The sequence below is a fragment of the Alloalcanivorax xenomutans genome (assembly GCF_900217905.1).
Lineage (GTDB): Bacteria > Pseudomonadota > Gammaproteobacteria > Pseudomonadales > Alcanivoracaceae > Alloalcanivorax > Alloalcanivorax xenomutans.
This window is the reverse complement of sequence record NZ_OBMO01000004.1, coordinates 121,075-142,337: the sequence shown is the minus strand read 5'-3', so window position 1 is coordinate 142,337 and position 21,263 is coordinate 121,075. Positions and strand designations below refer to the sequence as shown.

Genomic DNA, 21,263 nt, shown 5'->3' with positions numbered 1-21,263 from the left:
CTAAGCGTTCAGTTTCAAATGACCTTCCAGGGAGAAGGTCATTTATTACTATAAAAAACAAAAAACTAATTATAACGACCTATGAATTATTTTTTAATCCACTGCCCGTCCGGAGTTTTGACGTATTCCCCTCCGGCGGTTTTTTCGATGGCCTTCTGACCGGCCAGATTGGCTACCTGCTCCAGTGTGATGCCGTTCTGACGGGCGATGCGTTCATAGGCCTGGCGCCGTTTTTCATTGACTTCCGATACCAGTTGCACCGCTTCCGGCGTTGCCTTCACCACCCCCAGATAGCCATTGGGCTGCTCGCCCACCAACCCCTGGGTTTTGGCCTGGTCCAACTCCAATGCGAAGGCGCTCCCCGCCATTGTCAGCGCCATCACCATCAGCGCGACTTTGATTATCTTCATCATGCCTTGCCTCCCTCATTTTCCTGGCAAGCGTTAAAACAGATCGTCGTTCTGTTCGAACAACGCATCGATGTCTTTTTCCACCTTCAACCGGATTTCGTGATCAATTTTCACATTCAGGTTGATGGTGATCGGTTCCTTGGGCGCTTCCAGTGCCACCCGGGGCGTACAGGCCATCAGCGGCAACATCAGAGCCGTCAACAACAGGCCTCGCCCTCCCCGATTGATTTTCATTGTGTGCTCTCCATCGGCGTCCGATTCATGATCTCATCGGTGATCTGATCACCGATGCGCAGGCTGCGCAACAGGTCCCTGACATTTTCCTTGTGTGTGTAATTAAAGACCACGGGCAAGCGATTTTGTTGCGGGTTAATGCCCTCGATGGTGACCGCCGCGTCCAGCCAGCCGCTGTCCTCCATATCCAGCTGTGCAAAAAAGCGACTGATCAACAACGGGTTCAATGAATCCAGTGCCAGCCCCACCGCCTGATTGGATTGCGCCATGGCCTGGACCGCCGAGGTCATTGGCACTTCCAGGGACAAAGGGCCTTCATTGGACAAGCGCCCGCCCCGCACCGCCATGCTGTTGCGCGACAAACGCAGCGGTAGATAGCCGCCCACCGTACCGGACAACGATACCGCCGGCTCATTCTGCAACGCCGCCACCTGGTTCAGGTCAATACCGGTCACCACCACCGTCTGCCACTGATCCGACGGCCACTGCAACTTCGGCGCCAGCACTTCACCGCCGAGCACCTCGGCTCGGATATCGCTGAAACGCCAGACCTCCAGATCCGAGTGACCGCTCAAGCGAATATTGGTGATCGGCGTACCCACATCCACCGACGCCAGGGAAATCGGCTCCCGTGTTCTCAGGTCGGCCTCACCATCCTGCCAGTCCAGAGCCAATCGTGCGTTCAGTCCACGCGCCAGCACACTGCCCCAGTCCAGGTCCGCCCCGGAGACATTGGCTTTCACTCCGAAAGAAACCACCTCGTCCCACAACCAGTCACCGTCAGCGACCAACTGCCCGGACTGCAAGGTAAAACCAAGCCCCCGGCTCAGTTCCGGACGCAACGCGGAGGCCAACGACAGATCACCGGCATAACCCGTGCCAAAGGGACGGGCACTGACCGCCAGTGACGCTTCCCAGTCCTTTACCGCCAGCTCCGCCCGGGCACGCTGCCCGTTCAGATTCACCGTGCCGGTGAGCACCGGCAATTCCCAACGCTCCGCCAGCAGCCCTTCTCCCCGCAGAGCCAGTTGCCCATGAATACCGCCATCCTGATAACGCAGCGGCGTCCGCGCGGTCAGCGACAACGGCTTCAACAGCATCTTTCCATGCACCGCCTGCGCCACGGAAATCGCCGCGCCACTGGCCAGGGTGAATACGCCTTCGCGCCACTGCCAACGCCCATCAAGGCGCGCGGTGCCACCCTGGTCCAGGTAATCCGCCGCGTCCACATCGGCATCCAGGCTGCCGGCCCAACCTCCATGGTCATCCCTGCGCCCGCTCATCCGGGCCTGGAACGGCAGACGCTGATAATGTCCCTTGAGTGACGCCTGTACCGGCCAGTGTGGCGGCTTCAATTCCGCCACCGGTGCCGTGGCCTCCACGCTCAGATCCGCGTTTTCGAGACGCACTTTGAGCGGCTCCCCACTAACGCCGTCCACGCCAGTCCGGCCGCGCCAACCGCCGCTCAGACGATACCCTTGCCATTGCCCCGACAGGGACAACGCCCCTTGCCAATGCACGCCGTCCGGGCTCCACAGCAACTGGCTGTTCTCGGCGGTCACGGTGGCGCCCTGATAATGCGCGGACAGCGGCAGCGTCACGTCTCCATCGGCGGCCAATGGCATTGTCACCGATTCCCGCAAACTCAACCGCATCTGTTCCGGCAGAGTCAGCTCGAACGGCGCCACCAGCAGTTGCACTCCCTGCCACTGAAAGGCGACGGTGCCATCCATCCCTTCGGACAGCGTCAAACGCCCCTGCCCTGCTCCCAGCCTCTGATCGTCACTGGCCAGAGTGAGCAGCGCTTGCCCTTGCGGTCCCCGAGCCTGCAGCCGCCCCTTGGCCTGTTCGATCAAGCCGTCGAAAGTCCCGCTGGCGGTCAGCCCCTCCCCCGGCAATAACCGCCATCCCGCCGGCAGCGCCAGCGGGTCGGACAGCGTCAGTGACGCCTGCCAGCGAGGTTGCTCCACGGTGACCGTACCACTCAGATTGGCCCGGTAATCCTCACCGGCCATACCCAGCTCGCTGCCGGCCAGCGCCAAATCGGCCCGGACCGGCTGATCGGGAAGCCATTGCCCCGAGCCTCCGAGTTCCACCACGCCGATGGCGCGGCTATCCAGATCCGACACCGGGATTTGCCCATGCACCTGCCAGGCACCGCTGTCCTGCTGGTAATCACCCAGCACCTCGCCATTACGAAATCCGGCCCGCCCCCGCCAGTGACCGTTTTCCTGCGTCAGTTCAAGAGATAACGGCGGATAGTCCTGCCACTGCAACGCCCACACTTTGACGTGTAACGCGGGCAGATCAGGCAATTCGGAAAGTGGCTCGGTAGCGGTATCGGAATCACACTGGCGAATCGACACGCTGTCGACAGTGACCGTGATGGGGCGCAGCGAGGAAAGACGCAATCCCCGCAGCGACAAAGGGCGGCATTCACCCTGCTGCTGCCACAGACCGGTGATCACCAGTCCCTGACGCCAGCCGACGCCCTGCCAACGCCAACCCAGACTCCAGGCGATCACGAACGGCAACAGCAGCAACAACACCAGAATCACCAGTGTTGCCACCACCCCGATTCGACGCCGCGACCAAGCTGCCATGGAAATCCTTGTCGGAAACGAAAGTATCCCACGCCAAGCATGGCGTGTCTCGATCAGGAAATATAGAGGTCAAACCGAGGCAAAAGTGCCCAGGGCAGCGGCCACAAAAAAGCCCCGGTGAAAATCACCAGGGCTTTTTCTCTCGTTTGGTCGGGACGGGAGGATTCGAACCTCCGACCCCTTGCACCCCATGCAAGTGCGCTACCAGACTGCGCTACGCCCCGAGAGTGGTTGCTTGCTCGGCAGAGAGGGCTCTGCGTCGAAGCGGCGGGAATCATAACGGATTCATGACGCGGATGGAACCCGAAAAACCGCCGCCCGGCGTTGGTTGGGTGGGAATTGGCCAGCCCCCCGCTCAGGCCTTCAGCGCGTCCAGCACTTCCTCCAGCTCCACCCTCATTTGCCGGATCAGCTGATGGTAGCGAGTGGCGCTTTCGGAGTTGGCGTCGCCGGAGAGCTGCTGACGGGCACCGCCGATGGTGAAGCCTTGCTCATAAAGCAAGCTGCGGATCTGGCGGATGGTGAGCACGTCCTGACGCTGGTAATAGCGGCGGTTGCCGCGCCGCTTCACCGGTTTCAGTTGTGGAAACTCCTGCTCCCAGTAACGCAGCACATGCGGCTTCACATCGCACAGCTCGCTGACCTCGCCAATGGTGAAGTAGCGTTTGCCGGGGATGGCGGGAAGCTCGTCGTTATTACTGGGTTCCAGCATGGTAATCTTCCACCCGCTGCTTGAGTTTCTGACCAGGCCGGAAGGTCACCACCCGCCGAGCGGTTATGGGAATTTCCTCACCGGTCTTGGGATTGCGACCGGGCCGCTCACTTTTATCACGCAGTTCGAAGTTGCCGAAGCCGGACAGTTTCACCGGGCGATTGTTTTCCAGCGCTTCACGCAATTCCTGGAAAAACATCTCCACCAATTCCTTGGCTTCCCGTTTGTTCAGTCCCAACTCTTCGTGCAGTCGCTCCGCCATGCCGGCCTTGGTCAGCGCGCTCATATCTGCCTCGGTTTAGACCCTGAGATTGGCGTTAAATCGTTGTTTTAACTGGGATACTACCGCTTCGACCAGGGCATTGACCTGATCGTCCCTAAGAGTGCTGGAAGCGTCCTGGAAGGTCAAGGTCATGGCCAGGCTTTTGTAACCCTGGTCGATGTGCTCGCCCTGGTAGACATCGAATACCTGCACATCGCGCAGACGTTCGTCGCAGGTTTCCCGCACCAGTTCCAGCAGGTCCCCGGCCGCCACTTCGGTGGCCACCACGAAGGCCAGGTCCCGCTGCACGCGTGGGAATTCGGACACCGGCTGGAACCGTGGCAAACGCCCGGTCACCAGCGGTTCCAGGATCAGCTCGAACAGATAAAGGTCGGCGGGCAAATCCAGTTGGGCGGCCAGACGCGGATGAATACGCCCCAGATAACCCACGATCTCGCCATCCCGCTCCAGCCGCGCGCACTGCCCCGGATGCAAGGCCGGGTGGGTGGCGGCGACAAAGCGGAAGTCCTCGCTGGCGGACAGCGCCAGCAGGGATTCCACGTCCCCTTTCAGGTCATAGAAATCCACCGCACGCGGTTTGCTCTGCCAATGCGCCGGTGCCGCGCTGCCATAGAGCAGCCCCGCCACCATCGGCTGCTGAGTGAGTTCCTGCTCACCGGGCACGAAACGCAGCCCGGTTTCGAACAGGCGCAGACGGTCAATTTGCCGGTTCAGGTTGCGCTGGGCGGTGGTCAGCAGGCCCGCCATCAGGGTGGTGCGCATCACACCGAGATCGGCGGAAATCGGGTTCAGTAATGCCAGAGGCGGGTGATCCGGATCCACCTGGGCCAGGATTTCCGGCGCCACGAAGCTGTAGGTGATCGCTTCCATATAGCCGCGATCGCGCAGCGCATCGGACAGCCGGCGCAGCGGCACCTTGTGTTCGTATTGCGTGTTGCCTGCGGGGGTGCCCGCCGGTACCCGGTTGGGCAGACGGTCGTAACCGTGAATCCGCGCCAGTTCCTCGATCAGGTCCTGCTCGATGGCCATGTCGAAACGCCAGCTCGGCGCGGTTACCCGCCAATGCCCCTCGCCCTGTTCACTCACGTCCATGCCAAGCCGTTGCAGAATGTCGACGATTTCTTCGTTCCGCAGGGGGCTGCCCAGCAATCGGGTGGCGTGATCGGCATACAGTTCGATGGCCGCCGGGGCCGGCAAGGACGCCGCGTCCTCGCTGCCGCTCACCGGGCCGGGACGGCCACCGGCGATCTCCAGGATCAGGGCAGTGGCGCGCTCGATGGCCCGGGCTTGCAGCGCAGGATCCACGCCACGCTCGAAGCGATGGGAAGAATCGGTGTGCAGGCCGTAGGAACGAGCTTTGCCAACAACGGCCAGCGGACTGAAGAAAGCGCATTCCAGGAACAGATCACGGGTATCAGCGGATACCGCGCTGGGGCGGCCGCCCATGATGCCGGCCAAGGCCAGTGGCCCCTGCCCATCGGCGATCACCAGGGTGTCGTCGCGCAGTTCCAGAGTCTGTTCGTCCAGGGTTTCCAATTGCTCACCGGCTTGTGCCCGGCGCACACGGATACCGTCGTTGAGTCGGTTCAGATCGAAGGCATGCAGCGGTTGGCCCAGTTCCAGCAGGACATAGTTGGTGACGTCCACCACCGGATCGATGGAGCGCAAACCGGCCCGGCGCAGCCGTTCCACCATCCACAGCGGCGTCGGCGCGGCAACGTTGACGTCCCGGATCACCCGGCCCAGATAACGGGGGCAGGCTTCGGCGTCGTCCACGGTCACCGGGAAAACATCATCGATCCGGGGCGCCACCGGCTCGATGGCCGGTTCATTCAGCGGCACCCGGTTGAGCACGCCCACTTCCCGGGCCACGCCGCGCAGACTCAGGCAATCCGCCCGGTTGGGGGTCAGGTCCACTTCGATGATAGTGTCGTTGAGCCCGAGATAGTCACGGATATCGGTGCCCACCGGCGCGTCTTCCGGTAGTTCAAGCAGACCGTCGATGAGGTCTTCCATGCCCAGTTCGGAGGCGCCGCAGAGCATGCCCTCGGAAGGCTGACCGCGCAGCTTGGCCTTCTTGATCTTGAAGTCGCCGGGCAACACCGCGCCGATACGGGCGAACGGCGCCTTCAGCCCTTCGCGGGCATTGGGGGCACCGCATACCACCGGGAACACCTCCGTGCCATCGTCCACTTCGCACAGACGCAGTTTGTCGGCATCCGGGTGCGGCTGGCAGCTTGTGATGCGACCCACCACCACTCCGCTGAAGGCCGGCACCACCGGCTCCACGGCGTCCACTTCCAGACCCGCCATGGTCAGTTGGTGCACCAGCGTGTCGGTATCGATGTCGGGATTAGCCCATTCCCGTAACCAGGCTTCGTTGAAACGCATTCTCGGTGTTCCTTAAATTCGGTTCGCGGCCGCTCGGCCTACGCTGCGGTATCCGGTGGTGACGCGCTCAGGCGAATTGCGAGAGCACGCGCACATCGTTTTCGAAGAACAGACGCAGATCGTTGACGCCATAGCGCAACATGGTCAGGCGTTCGATCCCCATGCCGAAAGCGAAGCCGGTGTAGCGCTCGGGATCCACGCCACCGTGCTCCAGCACTTTCGGGTGCACCATGCCGCAGCCCATGATTTCCAACCAGCCGCTGTGAGAACACACCCGGCAGCCTTTACCGCCACAGCTCACGCAGCCCACATCCACTTCGGCACTGGGCTCGGTGAAGGGGAAGTAGCTGGGGCGGAAGCGCACCGGCAGATCATCCACTTCAAACACGAATTTGAGGAACTCCGCTACCGTGCCCTTGAGATCGGCGAAAGTGATGCCCTCGTCCACCAACAACCCTTCCACCTGGTGGAACATGGGAGTGTGGGTGAGGTCGGAGTCGCAGCGGTAAACGCGGCCCGGAGCGATGATCCGGAACGGCGGTTTACCAGCTTTCATCACCCGTACCTGTACCGGCGAGGTATGGGTGCGCAGCAGACGCCCGTCTCCGAAGTAGAAGGTGTCATGCATGGCCCGGGCCGGGTGATGATCGGGGATATTGAGCGCCTCGAAATTGTGGTAGTCGTCCTCCACTTCCGGGCCTTCGGCGATGTCGAAACCGAGCCGCAGGAAGAAATCCTCCATGCGCCGGCGCATGCGCGTCACCGGATGCAGGGCGCCAGGCATTTCGCCACGGCCCGGCAGGGTCACATCCAGCGCTTCCTCGGCGAGACGGGCATTGAGTACCTGCTCCTGCAGCAGGGACTTGCGCGCTTCGATGGCGTCCTGGACCCGTTGCTTGCCCTCGTTGATCAAAGCCCCGGCCTTGGGACGCTCTTCCGGCCCCAAACCACCCAGACTCTTGAGCAGAGCACTGATTTCCCCTTTCTTGCCCAGATAGCGGACCCGCACCTCGTCCAGAACGCGGGCGTCGCCGGCCTCGGCCACCTGCGCCAACGCTTCGCTGACCAGGGTTTCCAGGTTCTCCATCATAAAGCCTTATCCACCAGTGGTTGCTGATTTCCCCCGCCACGCCCCTGGCCCGCGGGTCGATCCCATCGCGGCCTGACGGCCACGCAAACGAAAACGGGGGAAGAGCGCGAGCTCTTCCCCCGTCGAGAGTGCCTTGTCGTTACGCTTCTGATTACAAGAGTAACGTCACAGGTGCTCAGGCGGCGAGGCTCGCTTTGGCTTTCTCAGCCAAAGCACCAAACGCGCCCAGATCACGCACGGCCAGATCGGCCAGCACTTTACGGTCGATGTCGATGGATGCCTTTTTCAGACCATCGATCAAACGGCTGTAGGACAGGCCGTTAACACGGGCCGCGGCGTTGATACGCACGATCCACAGACGACGGAACTGACGCTTGCGAACTTTACGGTCGCGATAAGCGTACTGACCCGCTTTGGTTACCGCCTGTACCGCTACGCGGAACACCCGGCTGCGCGCGCCATAGTAACCTTTGGCTTGCTTAAGGATTTTCTTGTGCCGGCGACGGGCCTGCACACCACGTTTAACTCGAGCCATTATTCAGATCTCCAAAAACCAGTTGCGATACTGAGCTGTTGGCTCAGCTATAGGGCATCATGCGTTTAACCAGGGCCACATCATTCTCGTGGACTTCCTGCTTCGGACGCAGCTGACGAATCCGCTTGGAGGACTTCTTCGTCAGAATGTGGTTTTTGAATGCCTGCTTGCGCTTGAAACCGGAGGCGGTTTTCTTGAAACGCTTTGCAGCCCCGCGGTTTGTCTTGATTTTAGGCATGGTTACCTTCTCGTTGCTGAGTACTTGATTACCTTAAGCAACCCGAATCCGGATCACTTCTTCTTTTTGCCCGGGCCGAGCACCATGATCATCTGGCGCCCTTCCATGTTCGGGCGTTGCTCGACGGAACCGTATTCCGCCAAATCCTCTTCAATCCGTGCCAGCAGCTCGCGACCGAGCTCCTGGTGCGCCATTTCCCGACCCCGGAAACGCACGGTGACCTTGGCTTTATCGCCGGTTTCGAGGAAACGCTTCAGGTTACGCAGCTTCACCTCGTAGTCGCCGGAATCCGTGCCAGGCCGGAATTTGATTTCCTTGACCTGAGTCTGGCGCTGTTTCTTGCGAGACTCCTTGGCCTTCTGTTTTTGCTCAAACAGATGCTTGCCGTAATCCATGATCCGGCAAACGGGCGGTTCCGCACCAGGGGAGATTTCCACCAGATCCAGCTGCTTCTCGGTGGCCGTTTGTAACGCTTCCTCCAGGGAAACGATACCAAGCTGCTCACCGTTTTCGTCGATCAGCCGCACTTCGCGGGCCTGGATTTGCTGATTGATGTTGGCACGCTGCTCGCGTCCCTTGCCTCCACGCTTAATGTCGTGAACCTCCACTTAGTGAATCGAAATGAGGCGAACCTCGCCCGTTTTGACGGGTAGCGCGACATTGTATGCCACGCGGCGACACCCGGACAACCCCGACGCCGGGCATCGAATCTCAAAACGGGAATGTTTGGTAGGCACGATTGGATTCGAACCAACGACCCCCACCATGTCAAGGTGGTGCTCTAACCAACTGAGCTACGTGCCTGCAGAGGGGCGCAATTTTAGGGATACGCGAGCCCCCTGGCAAGCCCTGGCGGCGGCTTTATTGACCGGGCCATGGCAATAAGGGCATTCGCCATCCCGGCCGGGGACGCCTTGCCGCTATACTGCCGGGGCACCCTTGAAGGCCATTCCCGGCGAAACAGCCCCCCGCCATGAGGGCACCGCCGGGACAATCCGCCGCTCGCCCGAACCGGAATTCGACATCATGAGCGACCTCGCCTGGGAAGACACTTTGTTGATCAAGCTGGGGCTGGCACTGCTTCTCGGCCTGCTGGTGGGCATTCAGCGGGGCTGGCGGGACCGCGATCAGCCACCGGGCCAGCGGGTGGCCGGGGTGCGCACTCATGCTCTGGTGGGACTGCTGGGCGGGGTCTGCGCGGCGCTCACGGACCATGCCGGCGGTCTGATTCTGGCCGCGGGGTTCGCCACCGTGGCGCTGGTCGGGACTTTCGCTTTCGGGATACGCGCCTATCGCGTGAGCGATTACAGCATCACCGGACTGATCGGGCTGCTGTTGACCTTCACCGTGGGCGCTCTGGCCATACTACAGGCCCCGGAGATCGCCGCCGCCGTGGCCGTGATTACCACCATCGTGCTGGACAACAAGAAGGAGGCGCATGACTTACTGCGCAAACTGCACCAGCAGGAACTGGACGCCGGCCTCAAGCTGCTGCTGATCTCGGTGGTGGTCCTGCCTCTTCTGCCCAACCAGGGCTACGGCCCGGGCGAAATGATCAATCCCTACGAGATCTGGTGGATGGTGGTGTTGATCGCCTCCATTTCCTTCGTTGGCTACTTCGCGGTACGGGTGGGAGGAACCGAGCGGGGTCTGCTGTTCACCAGCGTTTTTGCCGGCCTCAGTTCCTCCACCGCACTGACCCTGCACTTCGCCCGCCTGTCACGGAAGTCGCCACCGCTTTCGCCGCTGCTGGCGGCGGGTATCCTGCTGGCCTGCGGCACCATGTTTCCGCGCATCCTGATCTACTGCCTGCTGATCAACCGGCAGTTGCTGCCGGCGCTGGCGCCGCCAGTGCTGGTGATGGCCCTGCTGCTTTATCTGCCGGCCCTGGTCATCTGGTTACGCCACCGCACTGAAACCAGCGTCGAGCAGCCCGCCTTGAAACAAAACCCGCTGGATCTGAAATCGGCCCTGTTTTTCGGCTTACTGTTGCTGATCATCATGGCCCTGGGCGCTCTGCTCCAGGAATGGTTGGGTGATACCGGCATCTACCTGCTCGCCGCCACGTCCGGCATCACCGATGTCGACGCCATCACTCTGTCACTGACCCGGCTGTCCCGCCAGGGGCTGGCCCTCGACACCGCCGTGCTGGCCATCGTGCTGGCAACGGCGGTGAATAATCTGGTGAAAACCGGCATGGCCCTGACCATCGGCGACCGTGCCCTGGGCCGCTCGGTGCTGGTCCCGATGGCGGTGTCCCTGGGCGCCGGTCTGCTCACCGCCTGGTTGCTATAAGGGCGGACCAGCACGCTCAGCGACGGCGGGCGCTCCAGGCGGCCTCAATCTGGCGGGCACGGGTGATGGAGTCCTGCACCAGAGCACTCTGGTGCTCGGCGAACTCGCGGATAATTTCCAGCGCGGAGCGCACATCACGACGAAAGATGGTCTCCACCAGCGCTTTGAAGAACGACAGGCATTCCTTCATTTCATCGTGATCCAGATGCAATGCCATGAACCAGGTGCGCTGCAGCGCCGGTTGCAGGTTACCCAGCACCGATTCCACGTAGCTGTTGCGGGCGAAGGGATAGGCCAGTTCCAGAAAACGGAAGCACAGGGTAAAAAAGCGCTCCACGTTGCGCTCGCCGGCGGCCAGTTGCAGTTCATGAATCAGCTCGATGAACGGGTCCAGGTCCTCCTCGCGCAGGGACTTGATGGCCTTGCGGATCACCAGCCCAAGCAGCACCTGGACCAGTTCATACAGCCCCTGCACTCCGGCTTCCGTCAGTTCACGCACCACCGCGCCCCGCCGCGGCAGGATCTCGATCAGATGACGGCGCTCCAGAATCAGCAACGCCTCGCGCACCGACCCCCGGCTCACCTCCAGCTCACCGGCCACCCGCAGTTCCTGAATCCGGTCGCCGGCCAGCATTTCACCACGGATGATCTGGCCGGCCAGGTGACCGGCGATCTGCTCGGCAAGGCTTTGGTTGGCTTTGAAGGTCACGATCGTCGCATTGTTTAACAATTTGGAAGCATTGTCGGACTATACAACAGGAGATCAAGCAACACAGCGCCCTGTTTACGTAACGGTTTGCAATTATCGGCATTCAGCCCGGTGACAAGTTCATCCCGGTCTGGTTAGCTCAAGGGGAAGTCCCCGACCGGACTGGGGCACAGAGGAGGACGGGTCAGTGGACACCGTGTCGATGCATCAGGCTCTGATTACTGAATTACCGCTGGTGGACGCCCTGTTCGACCAGTACGCGGAGCGCTTTGGCCGTGACCAGACCGCCTATCGCAACCATGTCTATCGCCTGGTCAATCTGGTGGCGCTGCAGCAGCCGCTGACGGAAGACACCCTGGAAAAACTACAGGTCGCGGCCTTCTTCCATGACGCCGGCATCTGGCTGGCCGGCACCTTCAATTACCTGAGCCCTTCCGCCCGTCTGGCCTGCCACTATCTCCATGAGACCGGCCGTGGAGCCTGGAGCGCGGAGGTTCAGGACATGATCCTGGATCATCATAAGCTCAGCGCCTGCGAGCCCGGCAAGACAGCGCTGGTGGAGGCATTCCGCCGCGCCGACTGGATCGATCTGTCCCGGGGGCTGCTGCGCTTTACCGTGCCGCGTCCGGCTCTGCGCGCGGTGCTGCGCCGCTTCCCCAACGCCGGCTTCCACCGCCGGCTGCTGACGCTGTTCCTGCGTCAGATGGCCACCGAGCCCTGGCGTCCTTTGCCGATGCTGCGGCGTTAGCTTTCGCTGCCCCTCCGCCTCATCCCGGTCCTTTCTTTTAAGGGAGCGTCTGCACGCCAATTCGCCGCCAGGGCGGCTCCCACAGGGGCGTCAGAGCCCGTGGAGAGTCGCCGGTCAGAATTCCAGGACACGCTACAAGCACATCCATGTGGGCTCGGGTTTGGCCTTCCCTGGCCAAACACGGTCATGGAATTCTGACCGGCGACTCTCCTTACCTGCACAAGGGCCCCCTTGGACATTCGGTCCAAGGACACAATGCCCAAGGACACTCTGCCCAGGTTCCGGCATCCGCCCTTCTTGCTAGCCTTTAGAGGATTCTTGAACGGGGGCGGCGACGCCACCCGATTCTTTGCCCGTTGGGCCGGGGCGTGAGCCCCATTGCCGCCGGAAGGAGTACGCCCATGTCTGACGCCCTGGCGCTGGACCTTGCCCGTCTGCAGTTCGCCTTCACCATCTCGTTCCATATCATTTTTCCCGCCATCACCATTGGTCTGGCCAGTTATCTGGCGGTACTCGAAGGGCTCTGGCTGTATCGAAAGGACACCGTCTACCGTGATCTCTACCATTTCTGGAGCAAGGTGTTCGCTGTCAACTTCGGCATGGGCGTGGTCTCGGGCCTGGTCATGGCCTACCAGTTCGGCACCAACTGGAGCTTCTTTTCCGAGTTCGCGGGCAGCATCACCGGCCCGCTGTTGACCTATGAAGTGTTGACGGCCTTTTTCCTGGAGGCGGGTTTTCTCGGCATCATGCTGTTCGGCTGGAACCGGGTGGGCCCCGGCCTGCATTTCTTCTCCACCGTGGTGGTGGCGATCGGCACTCTGATTTCCACGTTCTGGATCCTGGCTTCCAACAGTTGGATGCAAACCCCCCAGGGGCACGAGATCATCGACGGCGTGGTGGTGCCAGTGAACTGGTTCGAGGTCATCTTCAACCCCTCCTTCCCCTACCGCCTGCTGCACATGAGTGTGGCCGCCTTCCTTGCCACCGCCCTGTTCGTCGGCGCTTCCGCCGCCTGGCACCTGCTGCGGCGACGCGATAATCCGGCGGTGAAAAAGATGTTCTCCATGGCCATGTGGATGCTGATCGTGGTGGCGCCGATCCAGGCGCTGATCGGCGATGCTCACGGTTTGAACACCCTGGAACATCAGCCAGCCAAGGTAGCCGCCATGGAGGGCCATTGGGGTGGCGACGAACACGCGGCTGGCGAGGGGGTACCGATGATCCTGTTCGGCTGGCCGGACATGGAAGCGGAAACCACCCGTTTCGCCGTGGAGATTCCGCGACTCGCCAGTCTGATCCTGACACACAGCTGGGACGGCGCCATCGCCGGCTTGAAGGATTTTCCAGCGGAAGATCGCCCCAATGTGCCGGTGGTGTTCTGGTCGTTCCGGGTGATGGTCGGTCTTGGATTGTTGATGATCGCGCTTGGAGGCTACGCCCTGTGGCAGCGCTGGCGCGGACGCCTCTATGACCATCCCTGGCTGCTGCGCTTCGCGCTGGTAATGGGCCCCGCCGGCCTGGTCGCCATTCTGGCCGGGTGGTACACCACCGAAGTGGGCCGTCAGCCCTGGGTGGTGTACGGGCTGCTCCGCACCGCCGATGCCGTATCTCCCCATCCTCCAGGCCAACTGGCGCTGTCCTTGTCGCTGTTCGTACTGGTCTATCTTTTCGTGTTCGGCGCCGGTATCGCCTACATGCTGCGATTGGTGCGCAAGGGGCCGGTGATCAGCGAAGGAGAACGGGAAGCCCATGGCGGCCCCGGCCAGTATCGCCAGCCCATGCGGCCCTTGTCCGCCGTGGAGGACGACGACGGCGATGCCGGGCATCCACAACCGCACACCAGGAGCTGAACCATGGGTATCGATCTTCCTTTACTGTGGGCCCTCATCATCGGCTTCGGGGTGATGATGTATGTGATCATGGACGGCTTCGATCTCGGCATCGGTATCCTCTATCCGTTTTTGCCGGACAAGCATGATCGGGACGTGGCCATGAACACGGTGGCGCCGGTCTGGGATGGCAACGAGACCTGGCTGGTGCTCGGCGGTGCCGGCCTGTTCGCCGCCTTCCCGATGGTCTACTCGGTGGTCCTCACCGCGCTCTACCTGCCGTTGATTTTCATGCTGCTGGGGCTGATCTTCCGCGGCATCGCTTTTGAGTTCCGCTTCAAGGCCCGCGAGCACGAGCGGCCGATATGGGACAAGGCGTTCATCGGCGGTTCGCTGGCAGCCACCTTCTTTCAGGGTGTGGTGTTGGGTGCCTTCATCAACGGCCTGCCGATGGAGAACGGTACCTACACCGGTGGCGCTTTCGATTGGTTCGCGCCTTTCCCGCTGTTCACCGGGGTTGGCCTGGTGTTCGCCTACGCCTTGCTGGGCAGCACCTGGCTGCTGATGAAAACCGAAGGTCCCCTGCAAGACCGCATGCGCCGCCTGACCTATCCGCTGACCTGGGTGATGCTGGCCCTGATTACCGTTATCAGCGTGTGGACGCCAATCGCGCACCCGCAAATCGCCGAGCGCTGGTTCAGCTTTCCCAATGTTTTCTGGTTCTCGCCGATTCCATTGCTGGTGGTGTTATGCGCCACGCTCATGCTCAAGGGATTGCAACAGGGCGCCCAGGTTTCGCCATTCATTTACACCCTGATATTGATCTTCCTCGGCTACAGTGGCCTGGCGGTAAGCGGCTGGCCGCACATCCTGCCACCGGACGTGACGCTGTGGGAGGCCGCCGCGCCACCACAAAGCCTCGGCTTCACCCTGGTGGGGGCCTTGTTCATTATCCCCTTCATCCTGATGTACACGGCCCTGGCTTACTACGTGTTCCGTGGCAAAGTCCGGCCGGAGGACGGTTACCACTGATGGCAAGCCAGCAAATGGAACACGCTCAAACCACCAAAGCCGCCTCGCCCTCCTGGCCGAAACGGCTGGGATGGATGGCGCTGATCTGGAGTGCCAGTGTACTGGCGCTCGGTTTCACCGCCGGTTTGATGCGCCTGTTCATGAACGCCCTGGGACTGCACGGCGGCTGAAATTGATCAGGGTTTATGCACCGGCAAGTTACTCACAGAATCTGTGGATAACTCTGTGCACAGACTGTCATCAACTGTCGCCAGGCCCCATTTACCCTGACATTTCGACAGAATGACGAAAAAGTATCCATAAAATTAAACTCCTTTTAAATCAAGGAGTTAAATATCGACCCAAGAAAAAACAACAACTTGCGCCAGGCAGCTTCAGCGCATTGTGAAATTTTCGTTACCTTGTGCAAAACCGTAACGCCGAACGCACTGATATGGCGCTGGAAGCAGGCCCCAGGGGTGGGCGGGAGAGGAAGCGGGCAGGCGGGAACGGGCAACAATCACGGTCCTCTCCCGTAGCGGAAAAGGACCGCGATGGAATTCAGGCCGGGTCAGTCGTACTGGAAGGTGATACCGAGGCGGTGGCCCACCTCTTCATAGGCCTCCACCACATTGCCCAGCCCCTGACGGAAACGGTCCTTGTCCATTTTCTCACGGGTGTCCTTGTCCCACAGGCGGCAGCCGTCCGGGGAGAACTCGTCGCCCAGCACCACCTCGCCGTGAAACAGACCGAACTCCAGTTTGTAGTCCACCAGCAGCATGTTGGCGTCCAGGAACAGCTGCTTGAGCACGTCGTTCACCTTGAAGGTCAATTCCTTCATTTTTTCCAGGTGCTCGGGTTCGGCCCAGCCGAAGCTGCGCGCGTGATATTCGTTGACCATCGGATCACCGAGGGCGTCGTCCTTGAGGAACAGCTCGAAAGTGGGCGGATTCAGTTCCTTGCCCTCCTCCACGCCCAGGCGGCGCACGATGGACCCGGCGGCGATGTTACGCACCACGCATTCCAGCGGGATCATCTCCAGCTTCTTCACCACGCATTCGTTGTTGGACAGCAGCTTCTCGAAGTGCGTGGGAATACCGGCGGCCTGGAGCTTTTCCATGATGGCGGCGTTGAACTGATTGTTCACCGCGCCCTTACGGTCCAGCGCCTCTTTCTTCTTGCCGTCAAAAGCAGAGGTGTCGTTGCGAAACACGATCACCAGCTTGTCGGCGTCGTCGGTGGTGTATACGGACTTGGCCTTGCCGGCGTAGAGTTCGTCACGTTTTTCCATGGGGTACCTGCTTTGACCTCGTGATCCTGCGCTAGGAAACATCCAGCCAGTCAAACCCGCCGGTCTGGCTGGCCACCTGAATTCGCTCCCGGCCCTGCTCCATGACCTGATGGATCTCCCACAGAGCATGATCGGGAGTGTTATTTTGCTCGCTCAAGTGCGACAGCACGAGATGTTGCAAGCGATCCACATTGCACTGTGCCAGCATCGCCGCCGCCTGCTGATTGCTCAAGTGCCCCAGATGCCCCCCGACCCGGCGCTTCAGCGACGGCGGGTAAGGGCCGTTGGCGAGCAATTCCGGCTCGTGGTTACATTCCAGCACCAGCGCGTCGCATTCCGCATAGGCCTGCAGCACGTGCGGGGTTACCGAGCCCAGGTCGGTGAGCACACCCACCTCCCGTTGCCGCCATGAGAACCGGTATTGGCACGGCTCACGGGCATCGTGCGGCACGGTCACCGGCGTCACCGCCAGGGCACCTATCTGGAAGGGCCGTCCGGGGCGCACTTCATGCCAGTCACAGCGATGGAGATCCGCCGCTTTTCCGGTTACCGCCCGAGCGGTGCCAAAGGTGCTGTAAACCGGGATCCGGTACCGGCGGGCCAAGGCGCCCACGCCGCGAATGTGATCGCCATGCTCGTGGGTGACCAGAATGGCACCAAGATCGGCGCCGCCAAGACCGCGCTCGGCCAGGCGGCGCTCGGTTTCCTTGACGGTAAAGCCGCAATCCACCAGCACCAGGCAGTCGCCGGCGGACACCAGGGTGCCGTTGCCTTTACTGCCACTGCCCAGGGAAGCCAGGCGCACCGCGGCCTTCCGCCGGCGCCTAGCGCCGGATACCCGAGCCGATACGTTGCAGCTCGCCGTACAGACTTTCCAATACCGCCAGGCTCCCGGCTTTATCCGCCAGCGCGGTGCCTTCGGCGTTCATCAGGGCCACCTGAATACCATTGGTGGTATGGCTGAGCTTGAGCTGAGCCTCCGCCGGCTGGAGCTGATAACGTTCCGGCGTGGTGAGGAAGAACACGCCCTGGTCGCGGTTACGGTCGGTGACGCGCAGATCAGTCTGCGTCAGAGCCTGCCCCACGCTTTCCCAGGCTTGCGCATAGCGGTCCGGCATCATGATGATCGGGTAACCGGTACCGTCCTTCGCCAGCACCGCCCTGGCGCCGGCCGGCGACGCCGGCACCGGCGTCTGGTCGCCGCCTTCCGGCACCGCGCCGACCAGATCCGGCGGTTTCGGTGCCTGGAAGCTGCGTTCGCCATCCTCGGCGGTGAGCCGCTGATCGGCGTCCGGCACTTCATACAGTGGGGATTGGCCGATGAAGACCCAGCCGTCCGGCACGGTCATCGGTTCCACCACCTCGGCTTCGCGATACTTCAGACTTTGATTCGGAATCAAACCACAGCCGGCCACCATGCCCGTGGTGGCCAGCGCGACAACAGTAAGCCAACGCTGCATCATGCCTCCAGGAGCCCGCTACGACGCAGCGTTTCACGCAAGCGCGGTTGTGCGGCCTCCGACAATGTAACCAGGGGCAACCGGATTCCCCGGTCGATCATCCCCATCTCATAAAGCGCCCATTTCACGGGGATCGGGTTCGCTTCGATAAACAGATCACGATTCAGGGGCTCAAGTTCCGCATTCAATGCACGGGCACCATCGGCATCGCCACTCAGCGCCGCGTCACAGAGCCGCGCCATTTTCGCCGGCGCCACGTTGGCGGTAACGGAAATGTTGCCATCGCCGCCGGCCAGCATCAGCTCGCAAGCGGTGGCGTCGTCACCGGAATAGACCATGAAATCCGGGCCGCAGCGTTCACGGATCTCCCGCGCCCGTTCCAGATTACCGGTGGCTTCCTTGATGCCGACGATGTTCGGCACCCGGCACAGGCGCTCCACTGTCTCCGGCAACAGATCACAGGAGGTGCGCCCGGGCACGTTGTACAGGATCTGGGGAATATCCACCGCCCGCGCCACGGCCAGAAAGTGCTGATACAGGCCTTCCTGGGGCGGCTTGTTGTAGTACGGGGTCACCAGCAGGCAGGCATCGGCGCCGTCGCGTTTGGCGTCACGGGTCAGGCGAATGGCTTCCTCGGTATTATTGGCCCCGGTACCGGCGATGACCGGAATCCGTTTATTGGCCACGGCCACCACCTCACGGATCACGCTGTCGTGTTCCTCGAAGCCGAGGGTAGCGGATTCACCGGTGGTGCCCACCGCCACGATGGCGTGGGTGCCCTGCTCGACGTGCCAGTCGACCAGGTTACGCAACCGCTCCCAGTCCACCGAGCCGTCTTCCCGCATCGGGGTGACCAGCGCCACAATACTGCCGCGAATCATGCCGTCATCTCCTGCCTGGCCCGTTGAGAGCCTGTTCGTTTTAGCGCACAGACGCTTGGGAACCGTGGTTCCCCAAACCGCGTATGGTACCCCTCCGCGCTTGGCCTGAACAATATCAATTCGCCGGAAAAGGCACCGGCACGGGGCATCCCGGAACATTCCCGGAGCATCGGAGCGAGGTTTCGGTCCCCGACCAGTAGCGTTAAGCTACTGCCTTCCCGCTTGCCGACGTTCCACCGACGTTAGCAAGTTTTTACGCTTGCGAGGATCCCATCATGGCCACTGAGTCACTGATCGTCATTTCCGCCCTTGGCTCCGACCGGCCGGGCATCGTCCATGCCCTGTCCAGGACCGTGCTGGAGTACGGCGGCAACATTCTGGACTCGCGCATGACCCTGCTGGGCGGCGAGTTCGCGGTGCTGATGCTGGTGGCGGCGGAGGAAGATGCCCTGGCGCGTCTGGAACAGGACCGCGCCACGCTGGAAGGCAAGCTGGATCTGGCGTTGACGCTGAAACGCACCCGCAGCGGCGATACCGGGCAGCAGGCGCTGCCCTACGAGGTCGAGGTCGTGGCCATGGACCACCCCGGCATCGTCCATGAAATCGCCGAGTTCTTCTCCGGACGCGGCATCAATATCGCCGACCTCACCACCGGCACCTACGCCGCGCCCCATACCGGCACCGCCATGTTCCGACTGCACCTGGCACTGAGTATTCCCACCGAACACTCGGTGGCACGCCTGCGCGAGGCCTTCCTGGACTTCTGCGAAGGCCGCAACCTGGACGCCACCATGACCCCGAAACGATAGAGGACAGACGCCCCATGACCGTAGAACTGGACAAGCCGGTCCCCGACTTTTCCGCTCCAGCCACCAACGACACCACCTTCACGCTCAGTGACTGGCAGGGCCGGAATCTCGTGCTGTACTTCTACCCGAAAGACAGCACCCCCGGCTGCACCACCGAGGGCCAGAACTTCCGCGATCAGTACGCCGCCTTCCAGAAAGCCGGCTGCGAGGTGTTCGGCATCTCCAAGGATTCCCTGCGCCGGCACGAGAACTTCAAGGCCAAGCAGGCATTTCCCTTCGAGTTGATCAGCGACGAGGACGAGACCGTCTGCCGCCTGTTCGACGTGATCAAACTGAAGAAGATGTACGGCAAGGAATTCGAAGGCATCGAACGCAGCACCTTCCTGATCGATGCCAAGGGCGTACTGCGCAAGGAATGGCGCAAGGTCAAGGTCAAGGACCACGTGGACGAGGTGCTGGAAGCGGCAAAAACGCTCTGAGCCCGGGGAGAGTCGGCGGTCAGCGTTCCAGGACCGTGTTTGGCCAGGGAAGGCCAAACCCGAGCCCACATGGATGTGCTTGTAGCGTGTCCTGGAACGCTGACCGTCGGCTCTCCTCTCCTGGCAAGAGGCACCTTGATCCCCCCATTACTCGGCTGCGGGTAGTTCCTGGGGCTTTTCCTTCTCTTCCCGCGGCCAGGCGTTGAGCACCGCTTTCAGCAAAGTGGCCAACGGAATGGCGAAGAACACCCCCCACAGCCCCCAGATCCCGCCGAAGAACAGAATGGCGACGATGATCGCCACCGGGTGCAGATTGACCGCTTCGGAAAACAGCAACGGCACCAGGATGTTGCCGTCCAGGAACTGAATCACCCCGTATATCACCATCACCAGAGCGAAGTCTCCGCTCCAGCCGAACTGGGCATAACCCACCGCCGCCACCGGCAAGGTCACCAGGGTGGCCCCCACATAGGGGACAATGACCGACAAGCCCACCATCACCGCCAGCAATAGCGCGTAATTGAGATCCAGTAACAGGAACGCCACGAAACTCGCCGTTCCCACCACCAGGATTTCGATGGCCTTGCCACGCACATAGTTGGCGATCTGGCCGTCCATCTCCTGCCAAACCCGGCCCAGCACGTTGCGACGGGAAGGCAGCAGCCCGAGCAGCCAGGACACCAGTGCCTGCCGGTCCTTGAGAAAAAAGAACACCAACAGCGGCACCAGCACCAGAAACACCAGAATCTCCAACAAGTTGGGAATCGATGACAGCGACAACGACAGCACCGCCTGTCCGAATTGGGCCAGTTCGCGCTGGGCGGAGTTGACCAGGATGTTCACCTGCTCCATGGAAATCACTTCCGGGTATTGCTCTGGCAATGCCCGCAACCACTGCTCACTGTTCTTGAGCACGTGAGGAAGCTGATCCCGCACCAACATCACCGTCTGTTGCCACACCATCGGCAACAGCACCACCAGGGTGGCCACCAGGCCGCCAAGGAACAGCAGGAACACCAGCGTCACCGACAGCAGAGAAGGCAACCCGCGCCGTTCCAGGGCACTGACCAGCCCCTGCATCAGATAGGCCAACACCAACGCCGCCAGCACCGGCGCCAGGATGTTGCCGAACAGCAGGATAACGGCCAGCCCACCCACCAGGGCCACCAGCAGATAAACCGCCTCTTCATCGGCAAACCAGCGTTCCATCCAGCCCTTGAACACTTTGAACATCGAGTGCCTTCCTTATTAAAAC

The 21,263-nt window shown here is 61.5% G+C and carries 23 protein-coding genes and 2 tRNA genes; 7 read left to right on the top strand and 18 right to left on the bottom strand.

Translation table 11 applies throughout. The features are described 5' to 3' along the window. Nucleotides 1-86 precede the first annotated feature (86 nt). The 12 genes from CRO06_RS04690 to CRO06_RS04635 form a co-directional block, all read right to left on the bottom strand. Entirely contained in the window at nucleotides 87-413 is a 327-nt protein-coding gene (locus CRO06_RS04690; protein WP_244902770.1) for a YdbL family probable chaperone protein, read from the bottom strand. Nucleotides 414-443: 30 nt separating this feature from the next. Then, the gene (locus tag CRO06_RS04685) at nucleotides 444-644 is read right to left on the bottom strand and encodes a YnbE family lipoprotein (protein ID WP_022993674.1); all 201 of its coding nucleotides are present in this window, start codon (nucleotides 642-644) and stop codon (nucleotides 444-446) included. Continuing rightward, nucleotides 641-3,247: an intermembrane phospholipid transport YdbH family protein gene (locus CRO06_RS04680; RefSeq protein WP_097057832.1), complete on the bottom strand. Its 2,607-nt coding sequence runs from the start codon at nucleotides 3,245-3,247 to the stop codon at nucleotides 641-643. Before CRO06_RS04680 ends, CRO06_RS04685 begins: the two co-directional genes overlap by 4 nt. 147 nt (nucleotides 3,248-3,394) lie before the next feature. Further along, nucleotides 3,395-3,471, bottom strand: a tRNA-Pro gene (locus tag CRO06_RS04675). Nucleotides 3,472-3,602: 131 nt separating this feature from the next. Then, nucleotides 3,603-3,959 carry a MerR family transcriptional regulator gene (locus CRO06_RS04670; protein ID WP_014995526.1) on the bottom strand — a complete coding sequence of 119 codons (357 nt, stop codon included), beginning with the start codon at nucleotides 3,957-3,959 and terminating at the stop codon, nucleotides 3,603-3,605. Next, nucleotides 3,943-4,245, bottom strand: a complete 303-nt coding sequence (gene ihfA / locus CRO06_RS04665; RefSeq protein WP_014995527.1) for an integration host factor subunit alpha — start codon at nucleotides 4,243-4,245, stop codon at nucleotides 3,943-3,945. Before ihfA ends, CRO06_RS04670 begins: the two co-directional genes overlap by 17 nt. Before the next feature lie 12 nt (nucleotides 4,246-4,257). Beyond that, complete coding sequence (pheT, locus tag CRO06_RS04660) at nucleotides 4,258-6,633, bottom strand: phenylalanine--tRNA ligase subunit beta (protein WP_097057831.1); 2,376 nt, start codon at nucleotides 6,631-6,633, stop codon at nucleotides 4,258-4,260. A 67-nt stretch (nucleotides 6,634-6,700) separates the two neighbouring features. Next, nucleotides 6,701-7,720, bottom strand: coding sequence for a phenylalanine--tRNA ligase subunit alpha (pheS, locus tag CRO06_RS04655; RefSeq protein ID WP_026949678.1), 1,020 nt, complete (start codon nucleotides 7,718-7,720; stop codon nucleotides 6,701-6,703). A 178-nt stretch (nucleotides 7,721-7,898) separates the two neighbouring features. After that, nucleotides 7,899-8,258, bottom strand: a complete 360-nt coding sequence (gene rplT, locus CRO06_RS04650; RefSeq protein WP_022996118.1) for a 50S ribosomal protein L20 — start codon at nucleotides 8,256-8,258, stop codon at nucleotides 7,899-7,901. A 43-nt stretch (nucleotides 8,259-8,301) separates the two neighbouring features. After that, on the bottom strand, nucleotides 8,302-8,496 hold the full coding sequence (gene rpmI, locus CRO06_RS04645; RefSeq protein ID WP_022996119.1) for a 50S ribosomal protein L35: 195 nt from the start codon (nucleotides 8,494-8,496) through the stop codon (nucleotides 8,302-8,304). A 53-nt stretch (nucleotides 8,497-8,549) separates the two neighbouring features. After that, complete coding sequence (infC, locus tag CRO06_RS04640) at nucleotides 8,550-9,104, bottom strand: translation initiation factor IF-3 (RefSeq protein WP_022996120.1); 555 nt, start codon at nucleotides 9,102-9,104, stop codon at nucleotides 8,550-8,552. Nucleotides 9,105-9,223: 119 nt separating this feature from the next. After that, nucleotides 9,224-9,300: transfer RNA gene (locus CRO06_RS04635), tRNA-Val, on the bottom strand. 222 nt (nucleotides 9,301-9,522) lie between these two features. Between CRO06_RS04635 and CRO06_RS04630 the strand changes: the two genes are divergently transcribed. Next, the gene (locus CRO06_RS04630) at nucleotides 9,523-10,791 is read left to right on the top strand and encodes an MgtC/SapB family protein (protein WP_097057830.1); all 1,269 of its coding nucleotides are present in this window, start codon (nucleotides 9,523-9,525) and stop codon (nucleotides 10,789-10,791) included. Nucleotides 10,792-10,807: 16 nt separating this feature from the next. Here CRO06_RS04630 and CRO06_RS04625 read toward each other — a convergent pair whose 3' ends face one another. Next, nucleotides 10,808-11,500: a GntR family transcriptional regulator gene (locus tag CRO06_RS04625; protein WP_022996122.1), complete on the bottom strand. Its 693-nt coding sequence runs from the start codon at nucleotides 11,498-11,500 to the stop codon at nucleotides 10,808-10,810. A 187-nt stretch (nucleotides 11,501-11,687) separates the two neighbouring features. Between CRO06_RS04625 and CRO06_RS04620 the strand changes: the two genes are divergently transcribed. From CRO06_RS04620 to CRO06_RS04605, 4 genes are all read left to right on the top strand, one after another. Further along, nucleotides 11,688-12,248 carry a hypothetical protein gene (locus tag CRO06_RS04620; RefSeq protein WP_022996123.1) on the top strand — a complete coding sequence of 187 codons (561 nt, stop codon included), beginning with the start codon at nucleotides 11,688-11,690 and terminating at the stop codon, nucleotides 12,246-12,248. A gap of 401 nt (nucleotides 12,249-12,649) precedes the next feature. Next, on the top strand, nucleotides 12,650-14,098 hold the full coding sequence (locus tag CRO06_RS04615; RefSeq protein ID WP_022996124.1) for a cytochrome ubiquinol oxidase subunit I: 1,449 nt from the start codon (nucleotides 12,650-12,652) through the stop codon (nucleotides 14,096-14,098). A gap of 3 nt (nucleotides 14,099-14,101) precedes the next feature. Continuing rightward, nucleotides 14,102-15,109, top strand: a complete 1,008-nt coding sequence (cydB, locus tag CRO06_RS04610; protein ID WP_022996125.1) for a cytochrome d ubiquinol oxidase subunit II — start codon at nucleotides 14,102-14,104, stop codon at nucleotides 15,107-15,109. Further along, nucleotides 15,109-15,279, top strand: a complete 171-nt coding sequence (locus tag CRO06_RS04605; protein WP_080531311.1) for a DUF2474 domain-containing protein — start codon at nucleotides 15,109-15,111, stop codon at nucleotides 15,277-15,279. The genes cydB and CRO06_RS04605 overlap by 1 nt, the downstream gene beginning before the upstream one ends. Before the next feature lie 380 nt (nucleotides 15,280-15,659). Here CRO06_RS04605 and purC read toward each other — a convergent pair whose 3' ends face one another. Genes purC through dapA form a run of 4 tightly spaced genes read right to left on the bottom strand, consistent with a single transcriptional unit; the run spans nucleotide 15,660 to nucleotide 18,720 of the window. Beyond that, entirely contained in the window at nucleotides 15,660-16,379 is a 720-nt protein-coding gene (gene purC, locus CRO06_RS04600; RefSeq protein ID WP_022996127.1) for a phosphoribosylaminoimidazolesuccinocarboxamide synthase, read from the bottom strand. Between the two features lie 31 nt (nucleotides 16,380-16,410). After that, entirely contained in the window at nucleotides 16,411-17,184 is a 774-nt protein-coding gene (locus tag CRO06_RS04595; RefSeq protein ID WP_097057829.1) for an MBL fold metallo-hydrolase, read from the bottom strand. Between the two features lie 19 nt (nucleotides 17,185-17,203). Next, nucleotides 17,204-17,839: an outer membrane protein assembly factor BamC gene (gene bamC, locus CRO06_RS04590; protein WP_022996129.1), complete on the bottom strand. Its 636-nt coding sequence runs from the start codon at nucleotides 17,837-17,839 to the stop codon at nucleotides 17,204-17,206. Continuing rightward, complete coding sequence (dapA, locus tag CRO06_RS04585; RefSeq protein WP_022996130.1) at nucleotides 17,839-18,720, bottom strand: 4-hydroxy-tetrahydrodipicolinate synthase; 882 nt, start codon at nucleotides 18,718-18,720, stop codon at nucleotides 17,839-17,841. The genes bamC and dapA overlap by 1 nt, the downstream gene beginning before the upstream one ends. A 275-nt stretch (nucleotides 18,721-18,995) precedes the next feature. On the opposite strand from dapA, the gene CRO06_RS04580 reads away from it, so the two are divergent. Both CRO06_RS04580 and CRO06_RS04575 read left to right on the top strand, forming a co-directional pair. Beyond that, nucleotides 18,996-19,529: a glycine cleavage system transcriptional repressor gene (locus tag CRO06_RS04580; protein WP_022996131.1), complete on the top strand. Its 534-nt coding sequence runs from the start codon at nucleotides 18,996-18,998 to the stop codon at nucleotides 19,527-19,529. A gap of 14 nt (nucleotides 19,530-19,543) precedes the next feature. Further along, nucleotides 19,544-20,008 carry a peroxiredoxin gene (locus CRO06_RS04575; RefSeq protein ID WP_097057828.1) on the top strand — a complete coding sequence of 155 codons (465 nt, stop codon included), beginning with the start codon at nucleotides 19,544-19,546 and terminating at the stop codon, nucleotides 20,006-20,008. Between the two features lie 147 nt (nucleotides 20,009-20,155). Here the strand turns inward: CRO06_RS04575 and CRO06_RS04570 are convergent, their stop codons facing one another. After that, nucleotides 20,156-21,241: an AI-2E family transporter gene (locus CRO06_RS04570; protein WP_022996133.1), complete on the bottom strand. Its 1,086-nt coding sequence runs from the start codon at nucleotides 21,239-21,241 to the stop codon at nucleotides 20,156-20,158. Nucleotides 21,242-21,263: the final 22 nt, after the last annotated feature.